Below are 17,204 nucleotides of genomic sequence, written 5' to 3' on the forward strand. Positions count from 1 at the left end.
CCGCCTGGCGCACCCCGGCGACGGCACCCCCTAGCCTGGCCCCATGTCCGATGATCTCGGCCGGTACCTCGTGGCCGGCGCCCGTGTGGGCCTGCGGGCCTTCTCGCCCGGCGACGCCGCGGAGTTCACCGCCCGCGCGCGGGAGAGCCGGGAGCTGCACCGCCCCTGGCTGTTCCCGCCGTGCACGGCGGAGGCGTACGAGGTGTACGCGGGCGCGCTCACGGGGGACCCGGCGCGCGCCGGGTTCCTGGTGTGCGACCGGGAGGACGGCGGCCGGATCGCCGGGTTCGTGAACGTCAACAACATCGTCCGGGGCGCGTTCCGCAGCGGCGCCCTCGGCTACGGCGCCTTCGCGCACGCCGCGGGCCGCGGACTGCTCACGGAGGCCCTGGCGGTGCTCCTGCCGTACGCCTTCGGGCCGATGGAGCTGCACCGCCTGGAGGCGAACATCCAGCCGGGCAACGCCGCCTCCCGCGCGCTCGTCCGCCGCGCCGGCTTCCGGCTGGAGGGCTTCTCGCCGGCGATGCTGTTCGTGGACGGCGCCTGGCGTGACCACGAACGCTGGGCCGTCACGGCCCCGGACACCGGGAAGCCGGCTCAGCGCTTGTAGTTGATCTTCATGGTGTCGAGGTCGGTCACGGTCGAGCGCAGCCCGCGGTGGCCGTGGCCGAGCGCCGCGAGCGCGGACTCCACGCGGTCCTCCGCGATCGCCCCCGCCATCTCGTCGCCGTCCGCCGCGTCGGAGACGACGACCAGACGGTAGGAGAAGTGCTTCAGCGTGCGGTCGTAGGCGAGCGAACCCTCCTCCGTGAACTGCATCGCGGTCAGCCCGTGCGCCTCCACCTCGGCGAGCAGCCGGCTCCGGCTCTCCTCCGACAGGCCGTCGAACGTCCCGCGCACGATGACCCGGTAGGTGTGCTGCGTGCCCATGCCTCGTACTCCCTGTGCTGTTCCCGCCGTCGCCGGGGCCGGCGCCGACCCTTCACCGTACGGCGCCCGGCGCCCGCGCCGCCGGGAATATCCGGGCCCCGCGCCGGCCCGCCTTTACCGAAGCCTGACGCGGAGAACCCCTGGTCAGGACGGACCCCGGCGTGTTCCATGGGGCAATGACGACCGTACGACGTGCCGTACTGACGCTGCCCGCGGCCCCGTTGGGCCCGGACAACCCGCTGCCCGCCCTGCGCCCCCACGACGGGACGCACGCGGTCGACGCGTCCACCCTCGCCACCCTCCCGCGCGACATGGCCCGCGGCATCGGCCGCGACCCGCTGCGCAGTCTGCTGCCCGTCCCGGTGCGCGACGGATACGGGCGCGAGCGCACCCCCACGGAGTTCGACGCGATCGTGATCGAGAACGACCGCCTCCGGGTGACCGTGCTGCCGGGCCTCGGCGGCCGTGTGCACTCCCTGCACCACAAGCCCACCGGCCGGGAACTCCTCTACCGCAACCCGGTGTTCCAGCCCGCGGCCTTCGCCCTCAACGGCGCCTGGTACTCCGGCGGCATCGAGTGGAACATCGGGGCCACCGGCCACACCGCCCTCTCCTGCGCGCCGCTCCACGCGGCGACGGTCCCCGCCCCCGACGGCGTCCCGATGCTCCGGCTCTGGGAGTGGGAGCGGCTGCGCGACCTCCCCTTCCAGGTCGACCTGTGGCTCCCGGAGGGCTCCGACTTCCTCTACGCCGCCGTCCGCGTCCGCAACCCGCACGAGCGCACCGCCCCCGTCTACTGGTGGTCCAACACCGCCGTCCCCGAGGACCGCCGGATCCTCGTGCCCGCCGACGCGGCGTGGCACCACGGCCCCGAGCGCGGGCTGCGCCGGCTCCCCGTGCCGCACGCCGGGGACGGCACCGACCGGTCGTACCCGCTGAACGGCGCCCACGCCGCCGACTGGTTCTACGACCTGCCCGAGGAGCGCCGCCGCTGGATCGCCGCCCTCGACGCCGACGGCACCGGACTCGTCCAGACCTCCACCGACGCGCTGCGCGGCCGCAAGCTCTTCCTGTGGGGCACCGAGCGCGGCGGGCGGCGCTGGCAGGAGTGGCTGACCGAGCCCGGCACCCCCGGCTACGCCGAGATCCAGGCCGGACTCGCCCGCACCCAGCTGGAGCACCTGGAGCTCCCGGGCGGCGCGGAGTTCAGCTGGCTGGAGGCGTACGGGCCGGTGGCCGCCGATCCCGCCACGGCGCTCGGCGACGACTGGCCCGCGGCCCTCGCCGGGGTCGAGGAGGCCCTCGCCGGAGTACTGCCGCGCGCCACCGTCGACGCTGCCCACGCCGCCTGGCGGGAGCACGCCGCCGACGCCGCGCCCGGCACGTCCCTCGCCGTCGGCTCGGGCTGGGGGGCGCTCGAGGTCCTGCGCGGGGGACACGCGCTGCCGGGCACGCCGTTCCCCGAGTCGACGATCGGGCCGGACCAGGAGCCCTGGCGCGCATTGCTGCACACGGGTGTGCTGCCCGCCCCGGCCCCGGGCGCCCCGCCGGGACCGCCGCTGGTCGCCGCCCCCTGGCGGGACATGCTGGAGACCGCCCCGGCCGACCCGGCCACCGAGTACCACCTCGGCATCGCCCAGTGGCACGCCGGAGACCGCGCCCAGGCCGTACGCAGCTGGGAGCGCGGCCTGAAGGGCGCCGAGGTGCGCTGGCCGCTCCTGTACTGCCTGGCCGTCGCCGACCGCGAGGACGGCCACCCGGTGCGGGCCGCCGAGCGCTTCACGGAGGCGTTCGCCGAGGCGGCCACCGAGGCCGTCGCCGGCCTGGACGGCGCGGACGCCGGGCACGTCGTCCCCGGCCAGGCGGTCACCGGTCACGCGGAGACGTGGCTCGCCGACGTCCGGCTGCCCGTGGACGCCACGCCCTCGCGACCGGCGTCCGGCCGGTCGGGTGCCGCCGGGGCCGCGGGCGCCGCCGGCTCCTCCGGCGGCACGGCGGCCTGGCCTGCCGGTGTCCGCCCCGAGGCGGTCCGGGCCGCGGGAGCGGGGGCCTCCGCCCCGTGCGTCGCCCTCGGGCGGGAGGCGATCGCCGCGCTGCTCGCCGCCGGGCGGCCGGGTACGGCCGGGGAGGTGTGGGCCCGGCTCCCGGAGGAGGTGCGGGGGAGGGGGGCGTTCCGCCTCCTGGAGGCGCGGATCCTGCTCGCCGAGGGCAGGACGGCCGAGGCCCGCGCCGTGTTCGACGCGGGCTTCGAGGTCGCGGACCTGAGCGAGGGGGCCGAGGTCCTCGGCGAGTTGTGGGCCGAGTTGACCGACGAACCCCTGCCGGACGCCTACGAGTTCAGGATGCGCCCGCTCTGACGGCGGGGCCCGGGCGGCGGTACGGTGGAACCGGCGACCGGTTGACCGGGTGACCGGGCGGCGGGGGCCGCGGAGGGGCGGGGGTCCGGAGATGGCGTCCTGGGCGACGGCCGAGTGCCGGTGCGGTCATCCGCGCTTCCGGCACGCCGGGGCGCGGTTCTCCGGCGCCTGCGGAGGCTGCCTGTGCGGCGCCTTCGCGATGGCGCCGGCACCCGCCGCCGCCCCCGGCCCCGCGCCGGCCCCGCCCGCGCCGGACTGCACCCCGCATCCGGGCTGTCCCCTCCAGGACCCCGACTGCCTCGGGGTCCACGACGTCGGGGACTGACACGCGAGGGGCTCCTGGTCCGGCCTCAGGACACCCGGCACAGGATCTCGCCGTGCGGGACCATGAACCAGGCGTCCTCCTGCTCGCCCCACTCCCGCCAGGCGTCCCCGATCGCCGTCAGTTCCCCGGCGGTCGCGTGGCCGCCGGAGACGGCCAGATCGGCGTAGACGGACGCCGTCGTGCGGTCCGCCCACAGACCGCTCCACCAGGCCCGCTCCTCGGGGGTGGCGTAGCACCAGGTGCCGGCGGTCGTCGTGACGTCGGTGAAGCCGGCCCGCCGCGCCCAGGAGAACAGCCGCCGGCCGGCGTCCGGTTCGCCGCCGTTGGCCCGCGCGACCCGGTGGTACAGGTCCAGCCATCCGTCCAGGGCGGGCCGTTCCGGGAACCAGGCGAAGGCCCCGTAGTCGCTGTCCCGGGCGGCGACGACGCCGCCGGGCCGGCAGACCCGCCGCATCTCGCGCAGCGCCTGGACCGGGTCCCCGACGTGCTGGAGCACCTGGTGGGCGTGGACGACGTCGAAGGAGTCGTCGGGGAAGTCCAGGGCGTGGACGTCGGCGACGGCGAACGTGACGTTCTCCCGGCCCCGTTCGGCGGCGACGGCGCGGGCCTTGTCCAGGACGTCCTCGGCCGCGTCGACCGCGGTCACCCGGCCCGGCGCCACCAGTCCGGCCAGATCGGCGGTGATGGTGCCGGGCCCGCACCCCACGTCCAGCACGTCCAGTCCCGCCCGCAGCTCGGGCAGCAGGTAGGCGGCGGAGTTGGCGGCGGTCCGCCAGGTGTGCGAGCGCAGGACGGACTCGTGGTGCCCGTGCGTGTAGACGGCGGTCTCGTGGGCCGCGGACGGTGCGGAGGCGTGCGTCATCGGAAGCGACTCCCTCGGTGTGGGTGCGTGCCTCCACCGTACGCAGCTCGGCCGAATATTGAGATGGTCGTCTTGAGATATGGACAACGTTCAGTCGAACAGGCGCTTTCGGTAACGGAGTTCGTCGAGAAGCACCCCGCCCGTCTCCTCGCTCGCCACCTCGCCGTCCGGGCGCCAGCCCGCGGCCTCGTAGAACCGCCGCCCCCGCGCGTTCCCCGCCAGGACCCACAGCGCCGCCCCGCGGAACCCGGCCGCGCCGAGCGCCTCCTCGGACGCCGCGAGCAGCGCCCGCCCGACCCCTGTGCCCCACACCTCCGGCAGGGCGTACAGGGCCGCCAGTTCCCCCGTCGGTCCGGCGCCGGGCAGCTCGTCCGGCCACGCCCGGAAGCAGGAGAAGGCGACCGCCCGGCCGTCGGCACCGGTGCTCACCAGGACCGTCGGCCGGTCCGCGGCGGTCAGCCGGGCCCGCCACACGGCGGCCCGCTCCACCGGGTCCAGGGCGTCGAGATGGGGCCGGGGGACGAGGCCGCGGTAGGCGGCCCGCCAGGAGGCGACGTGGACGCCGGCGATCGCCGCCGCGTCCCCGGGTCGTGCGGCACGTATCGGCATGCCGCATTCTCGGTGCCGGGGCGCCCTGTCCGCCGCCGGATTTCCGCGGCGCCCGGACCGGCCCGCGGGGCCGCGGCGGGCCGCCCCCGGGTCGAGGCGCGGTGGAGCCCCGGTCGACCCGGCGCCCCCGTCCATGACAGCCATGTGAACGGACCGTCAGGACCGGTTCCGCGCCCCTAGGATCGGCGCGCCGCCGCCCGGTGGCCGCGCCCGTCCCCCGCCGAGGAGTCCCGTGCCGTACTCGCCCGCGCCCGCCCGACGCTCCCTGCTGAAGCTCCTCGCGGCGGGCCCGGCGGCCTCCGCCGTCGGCGGGCTCGCCGCCGCCGCACCCGCGCACGCCGCCCCCGCCGTGCCGCTCGCCGCCCCCGGCATCGTCAAGGCCCTCCCGCCCGAGCACTTCATCCTCCGGGGCACCAACGCCGAGGCGCGCTTCGACGGCTTCGGCGACACCGGTCTCCTCACCCCCGCCGACCGCTTCTTCGTGCGCAACCACACCTCGACCCCCGTCCTGGACGCCGCCGACTGGCGGCTGACGCTCTGGGGGGACGGGCTGCACGGCCGGAGCCCCGTCCACGTCACCTACGGGCAGCTGCGCGACCTGCCCTCCGTCACCCGGACGGCCCTGATCGAGTGCGCCGGCAACGGCCGCAGCCTCTACACGACCCAGCAGGGCGAGCCGGTGACCGGCACCTCCTGGACCCTCGGCGCCGTCGGGGCCGCCCGCTGGCGCGGCGTCCGCCTCTCCGACGTGCTGCGACGGGCCGGCCTGGCCCGCGACGCCGTCGACCTCCAGCCGCGCGGCCTCGACGATCCGTACGTCTCCGGCGGCGTCGACTACGGCCGCGTCCGCCGGCCGCTGCCCGTCGCCAAGGCCCTCGACGACGTGATCCTCGCGTACGAGATGAACGGCGAGCCGCTGCCGTACGACCACGGGTACCCCGTCCGGCTCGTGGTCCCCTCCTGGGTCGGCATCGCCTCCATCAAGTGGCTCGGCGACATCGAGGTCTCCACCCGGCCGCTCAGCTCGCCCTGGTCCACCGACTGGTACCGCCTCTTCGGCGACGCGCACCCCGCCGGCGGCAGCGCCCCGATCAGCCGCCAGACCCTCAAGTCCGCCTACCAGCTCCCCTTCGGCGCCGCCCTGGAGTCCGGCCGCGTCCACCGGCTCACCGGACGCGCCTGGTCCGCCCTGGCGCCCGTGCGGAAGGTGGAGGTCTCCACCGACGGCGGCGCCCACTGGCGCCACGCCCGGCTCCTCGACGCCCCCCGCCGCGGCGGCTGGGTCCGGTGGGCCGTGCCGTGGCGCCCGCACGCCCCCGGCCCCGCCACCCTGCTCTCCCGGACGACCGACGCCGCCGGCAACACCCAGCCGGACCGGGCCGTCCACAACACCCAGGGGTACCTCTTCAACGCGGTCGTCCGTCACCCGGTCACCGTCTCCTGAGAGGGCGCGACCGCCCGAACCTTCGTATAAAGGGCACGGGGCCGCCTTCCCGGCGCCCCCGTGCGCTCAGGAGGTGCGGGACATGCGGCACAAGGCTCCGGAAGGCCGCGGCCCCGTGCGCTACGGCCCTCCCGCCCCCGAGACCGGTCTGCCCGTCCTGCCCGTGCTCGCCGGGCTCCTCGCCGCCGCCGCCGGCCGGACCGCCCCCGAACCGCCCGGCGGCGGTCCCGTCCTGCGCGAGGCGGCCGGCGGCTACTGGTGGCGCCGCGGCCTGCGCACCCACCCCGAGGACGTGGTGGCCGCCCCCGGCGCCCCCGCCCTCCTCCTGGCCCTGCTCGCCGCCCACGGCGGCGACCTCCTGCTGCCCCGGCCCTGCCCCGCCTGGTGGACCCCGCAGGCCCGGCTCGTCGGCCGCCCGACATACCACGTGCCCACCCCCGCCGAGTGCGGCGGCGTCCCCGACCCCTACGCCCTGATGGAGACCGTGCGCCGGGTCCGCGCCGAGGGCGGCGACCCCCGTGTCCTGCTGCTCTCCGTCGCCGACGACCCCACCGGCACCGTCGCCCCGCCCGAGATCGTCCGCGAGGCGTGCGAGGCCGCCGTCGCCGAGGGGCTCCACGTCATCAGCGACGAGACCTGGCGCGACACCCTCCACCACCCGCACGACACCGTGCTCCTCGGCCCTGCCGAGATGTGCCCGGACGACGTCACCGTCCTCAGCGACCTCGGCGGCGCCCTCGCCCCGGCCGCCTGGCCTTGCGCCGTCGCCCGCTTCCCGCCCACCGACCCCTCCCGCGCCGACCGCTGGACCGACCGCCGGTCCCGCGTCCTCGACGTGCTCACCGCCCTCGGGGCCGTCGTCCCGGGGCCGGTGGCCCCCGCCGCGGCCCACGCCCTGGACGAACCCGAGGACGTCACCGTGCGCGCCCGGCGCGCCGCCGCCGTCCACGGGCGGATCGCCGCCGCCGCGCACCACGCCGTCCTCGCCGCCGGGGCCCTCGCCCGGCCCCCGCAGGCCGGCCGCCACCTCTACGCCGACCTCGGGCCGCTGCGCTCCGGACTCGCCGCCCGCGGCGTCACCGACTCCCTGGAGCTGGAGAGCCACCTCACCGCGCGGCTGGGCGCGCCCGCCCCCGGCGGCCACCGCTTCGGCGACGAACTCGGCGCGCTGCGCGTCCGGTTCGGCACCGTCATGTTCCTGGGCGCGACGGAGCGGGAGCGCGCCGAGACCCTCGACGCGCCGGACCCCCTGCGCCTTCCCCACGTGGCCCGGAAGCTCACGGAGTTCGGAGGGGTCCTGGAGGAACTCCGGTGACCCCGCACCCGGCCGGCCCGCACCGGCGCCCCACCCCACCCGTACGAGCCGCGCGGAACGGAGCCCGCAGATGACCGAACGGACGGCACCCCCCGCCCGGGCCGCACAGACCCCGTCCTCCCCGGACCCCGTCACGGCTTCCCCCCAGGTCCCGCCGCTCACCGGACCCGCGCCCGCCCCCGTGCTCCAGCCGGTGGGCCGGCTCCGGCACGACTGGCCCCGCACCTTCGCCGACCGGCTCACCGCGCCGCTGCCCGGCGTGCGGGCCCTGGCGCGCCTGGCCCGCGAAGGGGCGGTGCGCCCCCGGCCCGAAGGGCTCCGCGACATCCCCCTGCTGCCGTTCGAACCCGGCCCGCTGCCGCCCGCCGGACCCGACACGGTCGCCGTCACCTGGGCGGGGCACGCGAGCTGGGTGCTGCGCATCGGCGGCCTCACCGTGCTCACCGACCCCGTCTGGTCCCGGCGCATCTTCGGCACCCCGGCCCGGCTCACCCCGGTCGGCGTCCGCTGGGAGGACCTGCCGCCCGTCGACGCGGTCGTCATCAGCCACAACCACTTCGACCACCTCGACGCCCCCACCCTCAAGCGGCTGCCCCGGCACACCCCGGTCTTCGTCCCGGCCGGGCTCGGCCGCTGGTTCGCGCGCCGCGGCTTCCACCGGGTGACCGAGCTCGACTGGTGGGAGGCGGCCGAACTCGACGGTGTGCGCTTCGACTTCGTCCCCGCCCACCACTGGTCCAAGCGCACCCTCCTGGACACCTGCCGCTCGCTGTGGGGCGGCTGGGTGCTGACCGACCGGTCCGGCCGCCGCGTCCACTTCGCCGGCGACACCGGCTACGGCCACTGGTTCGCCGAGATCGGCCGCCGTCACCCCGGCATCGACCTCGCGCTGCTCCCCATCGGGGCGTACGACCCGCGCTGGTGGCTCAGCGACGTCCACACCGACCCCGAGGAGGCGGTCCGGGCCCACCAGGACCTCGGCGCACGGCGGATGGCCCCGATGCACTGGGCCACCTTCGTCCTCTCCTCCGAGCCCGTGCTCGAACCCCTCACCCGGGTCAGGGCCGCCTGGGAGAAGGCCGGGCTGCCCCGCGAGGAGCTGTGGGACCTGCCGGTCGGCGCCTCACGGGTGCTCGTGCCCTGACGCCCCGTTCCCCGCCCCGCCGTCACCGGGCACCCCGCGTCCCGCCGTCCCGTCCGCGGCCACGCCGGCGTCCGCCGTCCGCCCGTCCCCGGAGCCCCGGCTCCCGCGGAGCCGCCGCCACAGCCCCGGCGCCGCGGCGACCAGCACGGTGATGCCGACCGCCGCCACCACGCCCTGCCAGGGCTCCGGGAAGAGCGAGCCGCCGAGGATGCCGATCAGCTGGTACGTCGCCGCCCAGGCCAGACAGGCCGCCGCGTCGCCGCGGACGAACCGGCGCAGCGGCATCCCGGCCAGCAGGCAGGCCAGCATCACCGGGATCCGGCCCGCCGGCACCAGCCGCGACAGGACGAGCACCGACACCTGGTGGGTCTCCAGCCGCTCCTGGGCCTGGGCGAGCCGCTCCGGGGTGACCCGGCCGCGCAGCGCGGCCAGCCACCGCGAGCCGTTGCGGGAGCGGACCCCGCGCTGCCCCAGCCAGTACAGCGCCGTGTCGCCGAGCCAGGCGGCGAGCGCGGACACCAGGAAGACGTACAGCAGCGACAGGGGGGAGGTCTGGTGGAAGGCGACCACCGCCGCCGAGCTGACGATCGCCCCCGTGGGCACGATCGGCACCAGCGCGCCGAGCGCCACCAGGAGGAAGAGCGACGGATAGCCGACGGCCTGCTGCGTGGACTCCGGCGGCAGCTCCCGGACCGCCGTGACCACCCGGGCGAACCCGTCCATCACCTGGCGACCTCCGGGCGCACCCGTTCGCCGTGGCCGAGGAGGTGCACGGCCACCTTGGGCGCGAGCCGCGCCGCGTGCCGGACGAATTCGTCCCCCGGGGCGTGGAACTCGTGCGGCCGGAGCCCGTCGAGACCGATCGGCCAGTACGTGCCGTAGTGCACCGGCACCGCCGCCGCCGGGGAGAGCGCGGAGAGCGCCTCGGCCGCGCGTGCCGCGTCGAGGTGGCCGTGCCCGAGGTACGGGCCCCAGCCGCCGACCGGGAGCAGCGCCACGTCCACCGCCCCCACCGCCTCGGCCATCCCGTCGAACAGGCCGGTGTCCCCGGCGAAGTAGGTCCGCGCCTCGCCCTCGACGACGTACCCCAGCGCGGGCGCGCGGTGCGGCCCGAGCGGCAGCCGCCGCCCGTCGTGGAGCGCCGGCACCGCCCGTACGGTCACGCCCTCCACCGTCACCGCGTCCCCGGGCTCCACCTCGGTCAGCCGCAGGCCGCGCCCGCCGAGCCTGCGCAGCCCGGGTACGGCGCCGGGCGCCCCGCGCGGCACCAGGACCCGGGTCCCGGGCGCGAGCCGGGCCAGCGAGGGGAGGTGGAGGTGGTCGGCGTGCAGGTGCGAGACGAGGACCGCCTCGGCGCGGGCGGCCACCGGCGGCGGCAGGGCGCCGCGCCGCCGGCGCAGATGCGCGAGCCGGCGCGCGAAGAGCGGGTCGGTGAGGAAGCGGACCCCGGAGTCCTCGACCGTGCAGGTCGCGTGACCCCACCAGGTGACCTCCACCGGCATGCCGCCTTCCCTCCGGGGCCGCGGCCTCCGTACCCGGTGTCCGCGGCCGTCCTCCGCCTCCGTAACGAGGGTAGATGTCCGGAGCGCGCTCCGGAGGATGTTCGGCCGTCCGGTTCCCCAGTAGGGTCGGTCCATGGACGACGTTCGGGTGGCGGCGATCGCCAGCCTCACCCCGCTCGAAGAGCTGGACAGCGACCCCTTCCTTGTCGACACGCGCGGCCAGCACGCGATCTGTGCGCGCTGGGCCGAGGAGCACGGGTACGTGATCGCCCGCCGGCTGCTGTTCCACGGCCTCAGGCCCGACCACGAGGCGCTGTGGACGGACGTGGAGGAGGGCGCCGTCGACCTCTTCGTCGCCGCCAACGAGCGGGTCCTGGCCCGCGCGCTGACCTCCGTGCCCGGCTTCCGCGCCGAGTGCGCGCGGCGCGGCGTGCGGGTCGAGACGGTCCGCCCCGACGAACCGGTCTACGACACGGCGGCCAAGGCCGGTGTGCACCGGCGGCTCTCCATGCCGACCGCGGGCTACGACGGCTCCTGAACCGCCGAGACCCCGTACCGGGCGTTGTGCCACGCTTGGGGCAGGTAACGGGCGAAAGGTGAGGCGGCGGGCGTGGGTGACGGGCGATGGGGTGGCGCCGGACGCTGGCGGTCCGCCGGCCGGACCGTGACGCGGGTGGTCGCGGTCTGGGCGGTGTCCACCCTCACCATGCTCGCGCTCGCCGGGCTGCTGCCCGACTTCGAGCTCCAGTCCGCCGACGGCGACAGCCTGACCAGGACCGCCCTGACCGCCGCCACGGCCGCCGGCGCCTTCGGACTCCTCGGCGCCCTGGTGTGGCCGCTGATCGTCCGCGCCCTGCTGCTCGTCCCGGCCCTCGTCCTCGGCGTGCTCGTCTTCTTCCTCAACGGCTCGCTGCTGCTCGTCGCCCTCTGGCTGATCCCCGACGGGCGCGGCGCCGCTGACCCCGAGACGGCCGTCGTGGTCGCCGCCGTCATGTCCGCCGTCGCCTCCGCGACCTCCACCGCCCTCGCGGTCCGCGACGACGACGCCTACCGCCGCCGGCTCTACCGGCTCACCGGCCGCACCCGGCCGCGCGACCCCGCCGACCTGCCGGAAGCCGTCCCCGGGACGGTCTTCCTCCAGCTCGACGGCGTCGGCCACCACGTCCTGCGCGGAGCCGTCGCCGACGGGCTCATGCCCACCGTCGCCGGCTGGCTCGACTCCGGCCACCTGCTCACCCCCTGGCGCACCGACTGGTCGAGCCAGACCGGCGCGAGCCAGCTCGGCATCCTGCACGGCTCCAACGAGGACGTGCCCGCCTTCCGCTGGTACGAGAAGGACACCGGCCGCCTCATGGTGTCCAACCGGCCGGCCAGTGCCGTGGAACTCCAGCGCCGCGCCGTGCACCGCACCGGCGACGGCGGGCTGCTCACCGTCGACGGCGCCTCCCGCGGCAACCTCTTCAGCGGCGGCGCCGACCAGCTCGCCCTCGTCCTGTCCATGGCCGCCCGCCGCGGCCGCCGCAACCGCTCCCGGGCCGGCTACTTCGCCTACTTCGCCGACCCGGCCAACGCCGTCCGCACCGCCGGCTCCCTCGTCGCCGAGTGCGGCCGCGAGATGGTCCAGTCGACCCGCGCCCGCCTGCGCCGCGAGACCCCCCGGGTCTCGCGCGGCGGCACGTACCCCTTCGTCCGGGCCTTCGCGACGGTCGTCGAGCGGGACGTCGTCGTCTCCGCCGTCATGGGCGACATGCTGGCCGGCCGCACCGCCGTCTACGCCGACCTCGTCGCCTACGACGAGGTGGCGCACCACTCCGGCCCGCACGGCCGCGACACCGACCAGGTCCTGCGCCGCCTCGACCGCGCCGTCGCGCTCATCGCCACCGTCGCCGAGCACGCCCCGCGGCCGTACCGGATCGTGCTCCTCTCCGACCACGGGCAGAGCCCCGGGGAGACCTTCGAGGGGGCGTACGGACTCACACTCAAGGAGCTCGTCCGGGCCGGCTGCGGACTGCCCGTGCCGCGCCGGGTCCGGCGCACCCGCAGCGGCTCGGAGGCGCGGGACGCGGCCCGGGACGCGCTGCGCAGCGCCCTGCACCGGCCCGTCGACGAGAGCGGGGAGACCGCCCGCGAGCTCCCCGCCCGGCCGTCCGAACCGCTCGTCCTCGCCTCGGGCAACCTCGGCCTCGTCTCCTTCCCCGACGTCCCCCACCGGATGACCCGCGAGGAGATCGACCGGCGCCATCCGGCCCTCCTGCGCACCCTCGCCCACCACCCGGGCGTCGGCTTCGTCCTGGTCGCGAGCGAGGAGCACGGCTCGGTGGTGCTGGCCCGCGACGGCGCCGAGGTCCCGGTCGCCGAGCTGACCGACGGGGGACCGCTGGCCGTCTTCGGGCCCGGAGCGGCGGATGCCGTGCGGCGCACGGACGGCTTCCCGCACGTCGCGGACATCATGGTCAACTCGATGTACGACCCGGCCACCGGCACCGTGCACGCCTTCGAGGAGCAGATCGGCTCGCACGGCGGGCTCGGCGGGGAGCAGTCCCACCCCTTCCTGCTCTCCCCTCCGGACCTCTCGCCGCCCGTCGGACCGGGGGAGGAGCTGGTCGGCGCCGAGCGGGTGCACCGGGTCCTGCGGCGCTGGCTGCGCGAGTCCTCGGGCCCGCAGGTGCCGATCGACGGCGCCCCGCACCCCACCGGCGCCGACCGGCGCCCCTCCGTCGAGGGCCCCGTCGTGCGGGACGGGAACCCCTGACCCCCCGCGCCGGAGCGGGGCCCGGGCCGTTTCCGACCCCCCGCTCGGACGCCCGGGCGTGCCCGCCGGTGCGGTGAATCCGCCGCTCCCGCTGTAGGCCGCCCGGGCGGAACTCCGGGCCCGGGGGCCGCCCGCCCACCCGGACGGGGCAGTACGGATATCCGTGAGCCCCGCGTCAGGACCGAACCCCGCGCCCGCCACCCCGGCGGGGCGCCGGGCACGCCCGGAGCGGACCCGGCACCGGTGGATCGCGCTGCTCCTCGTCCTCGCCGCCCTGTTCGGCGCGGGCGCCGCGGCCACCGTCCCCGGCGGCGCCGAACTCCGCAGCTCCGCCTTCCCCGCCCCCGACCCGGGCGGCGAGACCCACGACCCCGCCTCCACCGAGGCCGGGCTCCCCGGCCGCGGACGGCGGCACGCCACGGGCCTGCGGCCCGTCGGCCCCCGCCCCCGCCCGCGCCCCGTCCGCCGGCTCCGGCGGACCCCCGCACCCGTCGTCCCCGCACCGCGCGGCGACGTCCTCCGGCGCGTGGTGATGCGCTGCTGAGAGGCCCGTGCCTCCACAGCCGAACGCCGTCACCGTCCCCCGCACCGCGAGGAGTTCCGTCATGCCCGTCGACCCGTACGCCGTCCTGCAGGCCCTGCTGCGCGCCGAGGCGTCCCGCGCCCAGCGCGCCGACCGCTCCGCTGCCGAACCGCCCGCCCCGGCCCCCGGCCCGGCGCCCGAGCCCTCCGGGCCCCGCGGCGACACCGCCCGCTGAACCACCGTCCCGTCCGGCCAGGGCCCCGAACCAGGCCCTGGCCGCGGGCGGCGCGTCAGGCCGCCTCCGCCACCTCCGGACGCGCCGCCGTCCGGCGGCCGTGCAGACCGACCAGGACCGCCGCGAGGGTGGCGAGGACCCCGAGCGCCACGAGCGCGGGCACCAGGGCCACCACCGGGCCGGCGACCAGGCAGCACGCGCCGCCCGCCGCGAGGGCGAGGGGACGGCGGCCCGTGGTGCGCAGGACGATCGCGGCGGCACCGAGCAGGAAGACGCCCACACCGCCGGTCAGCGACCAGGCCACGGCACCGTGCAGGGGCTCGGCGAGGCCGTAGTGCCCCGTGTCCGCGACCTGCTGGAGGACCTTCTTCATCCCGAGCGCGCACAGGACGACACCGGCCACCAGCGGCAGGTGGAGGAAGGTGTAGACGTCACGGGCGAAGCGGGTCCGCTCGTCGCCGTCGAGGGCGGTGAGCCGGTGCTCGGCGGCCTCGCCCAGCTGACGGAAGTACAGCTTCCACAGACCGGCCGCGAGGAGCAGCCCCGCGGCCGAGGCCCCCAGCACCGCGTACGTGATCGGGAGGCCGGCGACGCCGACCCCCATCGCCACGATGGACTCGCCGAGCGCGATGATCACGATGAGGCCGTGCCGTTCGGCGAAGTGCGCCGGGGAGTTGACCCGCCAGCCCGACGAGCCGGTGACGTAGATGCCGCCGTAGTCGATGGCCACGGCCCCCAGCCACAGCAGCAGCTGGATACGCCCGCTGTACGCGCTCCCGATCAGCAACAGCACCAGCGGCGGCGCCACCGACACCAGCGCCGTCCGCCGCAGGGTGGCCCGCAGCGCGGGATCACCGGGGCTGGAGATCCAGTACGACGCCAGGTGCAGGACGCGGACCGTCCCGTAGCAGAGCACGAACAGCAGCGGCGCCGACAGCCCGCCCACCGGGTCCGAGAAGACCTTCGGCACCGTCAGCGACACGACCAGGACCGTGGCCATCACGGTGACGAGCACCGCGAACAGCGCCCCCGAGTCCGCCCGCACCACGTTCCCCAGCCAGGCGAAGCAGCACCAGCACCACCACAGCAGCGCCAGCACCACCATGCCGCCCACCACCCGCACCGGCGACGGCTCCGCCGCCATCAACGCCGTGACCTGGGTGATCGCATACACGAACACCAGGTCGAAGAAGAGCTCCGCCGGCGTCACCTTGTGATCGTCCGCCGTGGCCACCATCCCGGCCCGTTCCCTGTTCCACGCCATCGCCGTCTCCCCCTCCGGAGCACCCCTTCCGGCCACCCCGGCGCGAAGAATACCCACGCCCGCCCCGCCACGGAGCCCCGTCCGAACTCCGGCCCCGCACAAGGGATCCCGGGACGGGGGAGGCAGCATTACCTCCGACGTCATCGACCCCCTCCGCGAGGGGCGGCATGCTCGGGGACACCGGAGCCCGGGCGGCGCACTCCGTCCGGGAGCCGGGTCCCCGATCCGCACGAACGTTCCTCTCGGAGGGTGATCCGTCATGTCCCAGGCCCTGCTCGCCGGTCTCGCCCGCACCACCAGGCCCCAGACGGCGGTGCGTCGGTTCCTCGCTCTCGACGCCGCCGTCACCGGGGCGAACGGCCTCGCGTACGCGGCGGCGTCCGGACCGCTGGGGGAGCTGCTGGGGGTGGACGCCGGGCTGCTCTTCGCACTCGGCCTGTTCCTGACGCTGTTCGCGGGCGGAGTGGCGTGGCTGGCGAGCAGGCCGGAGCCGGCCCCGCTCGCGGTGAAGGCGGTCGTGGACGCCAACGCGGTGTGGGCGGTGCTCAGCGTCGTCGCCCTGGTCGCGTGGCTGGAGCCCACGACGGCCGGACTGGTGTGGGCGCCTGTGCAGGCGGTCACGGTGGCGGCGTTCGCCGCGCTGCAGTGGGCGGCGCTGCGGGCGGCTAGCCGCCGAGCGTCCTGAGGTAGGCGACGGTGGCCGGGTCGGCCGGGAGGAGCGTCTCGATGGCCAGCTCGGCGACCGTCACGTCCAGGGGGGTGTTGAAGGTCGAGATCGACGACACGAACGACAGCACCTGTCCGTCGTGGGCGATCCGCATCGGCAGCGCGAAGTACGGATACGGCTCCTCCGCGGGGGCCTCCTCCGCCTCCGCCTCCGCGCCCGGCGGCAGCGGGTACGCCGCCACCTCCTCGTACAGCGCGCGCAGCGACTCCGAACGGACCAGGCCGATCTGACGCTCCATCTGGGCCAGCAGGTGCCCCCGCCACTCCCGCAGGTTCAGGATGCGGGGCGCCAGCCCCTCGGGGTGCAGGGTGATCCGCATCGCGTTGAGCGGGGGCGTCAGCAGGTGCTCCGGCAGCCCTTCGAGCAGCAGGCCGATGCCCCGGTTGGCCGCCACGACGGTGTACGAGCCGTCGACCACCAGCGCCGGGAACGGGTCGTACCCCTGGAGCAGCCGCTCGATGCCCTCCCGCAGCGCCTCCAGCCGCGGGGCGTCCAGCGGCGACTCCGCGTACCGGGGGGCGTACCCCGCGGCGAGCAGCAGCGCGTTCCGCTCGCGCACCGGCACCTCCAGGTGCTCGGCGAGCCGCAGGACCATCTCCTCACTCGGCCGCGAACGGCCCGTCTCCACGAACGAGATGTGCCGCGCCGAGGAGTCGGCGCGCAGCGCCAGCTCCAGCTGGCTCAGCCTCCGCCGCTCGCGCCATCCGCGCAGCAGCGCCCCCACGCCCGTGTCGCTCACGACGGTTGTCATGGTCAGACGGTATCCCAGAGGGGGACCCCGGGTATCTGTCTCCCGGGGCCCCTGTCCGTCACCCCGCACCACCCGACCGGAGGGAGCACCGCCGTGCCCACACAGCCGCTGTCGCAGAAGGAGATCGAGGACCGGCTGCGGGAGCTGCCCGGCTGGTCGGCCGGTGACCGCCTCTCCCGCACCTACCGGCTCCCCGACCACTTCGCCGCCACGGCCCTCGTCGTCCACGTGGCCCAGATCCAGCAGGAGCTCGACCACCACTCCGACCTCACCCTCGGCTATGACACCGTGGCCCTCTCCGTGCACACCCACTCCGCCGGCGGCGCCCTCACCGAGAAGGACTTCGCCCTCGCCGAGCGCGTCGAGGCGATCGCCCCCGGCCACGGGGCGAACTGACGGAGCGCCGGCCGCGGCACGGGCTCCTGCCCCCCGGAGCCCGCGGGCCCCGGTCCGGAGCCCCGTCC

18 protein-coding genes are annotated in these 17,204 nt (G+C 76.7%); 11 read left to right on the top strand and 7 right to left on the bottom strand.

Annotated elements, in window-relative coordinates:
- Positions 1-43 precede the first annotated feature (43 nt).
- Positions 44-610: a GNAT family N-acetyltransferase gene (locus tag ACZ60W_RS03045; protein WP_469753585.1), complete on the top strand. Its 567-nt coding sequence runs from the start codon at positions 44-46 to the stop codon at positions 608-610.
- Here the strand turns inward: ACZ60W_RS03045 and ACZ60W_RS03050 are convergent.
- The gene (locus ACZ60W_RS03050) at positions 598-930 is read right to left on the bottom strand and encodes a DUF6204 family protein (RefSeq protein WP_469753586.1); all 333 of its coding nucleotides are present in this window, start codon (positions 928-930) and stop codon (positions 598-600) included. The two genes, ACZ60W_RS03045 and ACZ60W_RS03050, sit on opposite strands and share 13 nt — an antisense overlap.
- A gap of 176 nt (positions 931-1,106) precedes the next feature.
- Between ACZ60W_RS03050 and ACZ60W_RS03055 the strand changes: the two genes are divergently transcribed.
- Positions 1,107-3,287, top strand: coding sequence for a DUF5107 domain-containing protein (locus tag ACZ60W_RS03055; RefSeq protein ID WP_469753587.1), 2,181 nt, complete (start codon positions 1,107-1,109; stop codon positions 3,285-3,287).
- Positions 3,288-3,637: 350 nt separating this feature from the next.
- Here the strand turns inward: ACZ60W_RS03055 and ACZ60W_RS03060 are convergent, their stop codons facing one another.
- Positions 3,638-4,474, bottom strand: a complete 837-nt coding sequence (locus ACZ60W_RS03060; RefSeq protein WP_469753588.1) for a methyltransferase domain-containing protein — start codon at positions 4,472-4,474, stop codon at positions 3,638-3,640.
- Between the two features lie 90 nt (positions 4,475-4,564).
- Positions 4,565-5,083, bottom strand: coding sequence for a GNAT family N-acetyltransferase (locus ACZ60W_RS03065; RefSeq protein WP_469753589.1), 519 nt, complete (start codon positions 5,081-5,083; stop codon positions 4,565-4,567).
- 232 nt (positions 5,084-5,315) lie between these two features.
- On the opposite strand from ACZ60W_RS03065, the gene ACZ60W_RS03070 reads away from it, so the two are divergent.
- The 3 genes from ACZ60W_RS03070 to ACZ60W_RS03080 all read left to right on the top strand — a co-directional run bounded on the left by ACZ60W_RS03070 (position 5,316) and on the right by ACZ60W_RS03080 (position 8,986).
- Positions 5,316-6,527 (top strand): sulfite oxidase, encoded by a 1,212-nt coding sequence (locus ACZ60W_RS03070; RefSeq protein ID WP_469753590.1) that lies wholly within the window; start codon positions 5,316-5,318, stop codon positions 6,525-6,527.
- An 82-nt stretch (positions 6,528-6,609) separates the two neighbouring features.
- The gene (locus ACZ60W_RS03075; RefSeq protein WP_469753591.1) at positions 6,610-7,842 is read left to right on the top strand and encodes an aminotransferase class I/II-fold pyridoxal phosphate-dependent enzyme; all 1,233 of its coding nucleotides are present in this window, start codon (positions 6,610-6,612) and stop codon (positions 7,840-7,842) included.
- Between the two features lie 70 nt (positions 7,843-7,912).
- A complete protein-coding gene (locus ACZ60W_RS03080) occupies positions 7,913-8,986 on the top strand; it encodes an MBL fold metallo-hydrolase (protein ID WP_469753592.1) in 1,074 nt (357 codons plus the stop codon).
- Here the strand turns inward: ACZ60W_RS03080 and ACZ60W_RS03085 are convergent.
- A complete protein-coding gene (locus ACZ60W_RS03085) occupies positions 8,966-9,709 on the bottom strand; it encodes a DedA family protein (RefSeq protein WP_469753593.1) in 744 nt (247 codons plus the stop codon). The genes ACZ60W_RS03080 and ACZ60W_RS03085 overlap by 21 nt on opposite strands.
- Positions 9,709-10,488 (bottom strand): MBL fold metallo-hydrolase, encoded by a 780-nt coding sequence (locus ACZ60W_RS03090; RefSeq protein WP_469753594.1) that lies wholly within the window; start codon positions 10,486-10,488, stop codon positions 9,709-9,711. The genes ACZ60W_RS03085 and ACZ60W_RS03090 overlap by 1 nt, the downstream gene beginning before the upstream one ends.
- 133 nt (positions 10,489-10,621) lie before the next feature.
- Between ACZ60W_RS03090 and ACZ60W_RS03095 the strand changes: the two genes are divergently transcribed.
- The 4 genes from ACZ60W_RS03095 to ACZ60W_RS03110 all read left to right on the top strand — a co-directional run bounded on the left by ACZ60W_RS03095 (position 10,622) and on the right by ACZ60W_RS03110 (position 13,998).
- Entirely contained in the window at positions 10,622-11,026 is a 405-nt protein-coding gene (locus ACZ60W_RS03095) for a recombinase family protein (RefSeq protein WP_469753595.1), read from the top strand.
- 72 nt (positions 11,027-11,098) lie between these two features.
- On the top strand, positions 11,099-13,240 hold the full coding sequence (locus tag ACZ60W_RS03100) for a phage holin family protein (RefSeq protein WP_469753596.1): 2,142 nt from the start codon (positions 11,099-11,101) through the stop codon (positions 13,238-13,240).
- Between the two features lie 163 nt (positions 13,241-13,403).
- Positions 13,404-13,784, top strand: coding sequence for a hypothetical protein (locus ACZ60W_RS03105; RefSeq protein WP_469753597.1), 381 nt, complete (start codon positions 13,404-13,406; stop codon positions 13,782-13,784).
- A gap of 61 nt (positions 13,785-13,845) precedes the next feature.
- Positions 13,846-13,998, top strand: coding sequence for a hypothetical protein (locus ACZ60W_RS03110; protein WP_469753598.1), 153 nt, complete (start codon positions 13,846-13,848; stop codon positions 13,996-13,998).
- Between the two features lie 55 nt (positions 13,999-14,053).
- On the opposite strand, the gene ACZ60W_RS03115 is transcribed toward ACZ60W_RS03110, so the two are convergent.
- Positions 14,054-15,262 (bottom strand): low temperature requirement protein A, encoded by a 1,209-nt coding sequence (locus ACZ60W_RS03115; RefSeq protein ID WP_469753599.1) that lies wholly within the window; start codon positions 15,260-15,262, stop codon positions 14,054-14,056.
- A 259-nt stretch (positions 15,263-15,521) separates the two neighbouring features.
- Here ACZ60W_RS03115 and ACZ60W_RS03120 point away from each other — a divergent pair, with 259 nt between their 5' ends.
- Positions 15,522-15,947, top strand: coding sequence for a hypothetical protein (locus tag ACZ60W_RS03120; RefSeq protein WP_469753600.1), 426 nt, complete (start codon positions 15,522-15,524; stop codon positions 15,945-15,947).
- On the opposite strand, the gene ACZ60W_RS03125 is transcribed toward ACZ60W_RS03120, so the two are convergent.
- Complete coding sequence (locus ACZ60W_RS03125) at positions 15,928-16,740, bottom strand: helix-turn-helix domain-containing protein (RefSeq protein WP_469753601.1); 813 nt, start codon at positions 16,738-16,740, stop codon at positions 15,928-15,930. The genes ACZ60W_RS03120 and ACZ60W_RS03125 overlap by 20 nt on opposite strands.
- A 93-nt stretch (positions 16,741-16,833) precedes the next feature.
- Between ACZ60W_RS03125 and ACZ60W_RS03130 the strand changes: the two genes are divergently transcribed.
- A complete protein-coding gene (locus ACZ60W_RS03130; protein WP_469753602.1) occupies positions 16,834-17,136 on the top strand; it encodes a 4a-hydroxytetrahydrobiopterin dehydratase in 303 nt (100 codons plus the stop codon).
- Positions 17,137-17,204: the final 68 nt, after the last annotated feature.

The sequence above is a fragment of the Streptomyces sp. NPDC104202 genome (assembly GCF_055584185.1).

Bases quoted from the DNA above. Each gene is read 5' to 3' on its own strand.
- ACZ60W_RS03055 (WP_469753587.1), top strand. From the start codon at position 1,107: ATGACGACCGTACGACGTGCCGTACTGACGCTGCCCGCGGCCCCGTTG.
- ACZ60W_RS03120 (WP_469753600.1), top strand. From the start codon at position 15,522: ATGTCCCAGGCCCTGCTCGCCGGTCTCGCCCGCACCACCAGGCCCCAG.
- ACZ60W_RS03110 (WP_469753598.1), top strand. From the start codon at position 13,846: ATGCCCGTCGACCCGTACGCCGTCCTGCAGGCCCTGCTGCGCGCCGAG.
- ACZ60W_RS03075 (WP_469753591.1), top strand. From the start codon at position 6,610: ATGCGGCACAAGGCTCCGGAAGGCCGCGGCCCCGTGCGCTACGGCCCT.
- ACZ60W_RS03090 (WP_469753594.1), bottom strand. From the start codon at position 10,488: ATGCCGGTGGAGGTCACCTGGTGGGGTCACGCGACCTGCACGGTCGAG.
- ACZ60W_RS03080 (WP_469753592.1), top strand. From the start codon at position 7,913: ATGACCGAACGGACGGCACCCCCCGCCCGGGCCGCACAGACCCCGTCC.
- ACZ60W_RS03065 (WP_469753589.1), bottom strand. From the start codon at position 5,083: ATGCCGATACGTGCCGCACGACCCGGGGACGCGGCGGCGATCGCCGGC.
- ACZ60W_RS03050 (WP_469753586.1), bottom strand. From the start codon at position 930: ATGGGCACGCAGCACACCTACCGGGTCATCGTGCGCGGGACGTTCGAC.
- ACZ60W_RS03115 (WP_469753599.1), bottom strand. From the start codon at position 15,262: ATGGCGTGGAACAGGGAACGGGCCGGGATGGTGGCCACGGCGGACGAT.
- ACZ60W_RS03045 (WP_469753585.1), top strand. From the start codon at position 44: ATGTCCGATGATCTCGGCCGGTACCTCGTGGCCGGCGCCCGTGTGGGC.
- ACZ60W_RS03125 (WP_469753601.1), bottom strand. From the start codon at position 16,740: ATGACAACCGTCGTGAGCGACACGGGCGTGGGGGCGCTGCTGCGCGGA.
- ACZ60W_RS03060 (WP_469753588.1), bottom strand. From the start codon at position 4,474: ATGACGCACGCCTCCGCACCGTCCGCGGCCCACGAGACCGCCGTCTAC.
- ACZ60W_RS03085 (WP_469753593.1), bottom strand. From the start codon at position 9,709: ATGGACGGGTTCGCCCGGGTGGTCACGGCGGTCCGGGAGCTGCCGCCG.
- ACZ60W_RS03095 (WP_469753595.1), top strand. From the start codon at position 10,622: ATGGACGACGTTCGGGTGGCGGCGATCGCCAGCCTCACCCCGCTCGAA.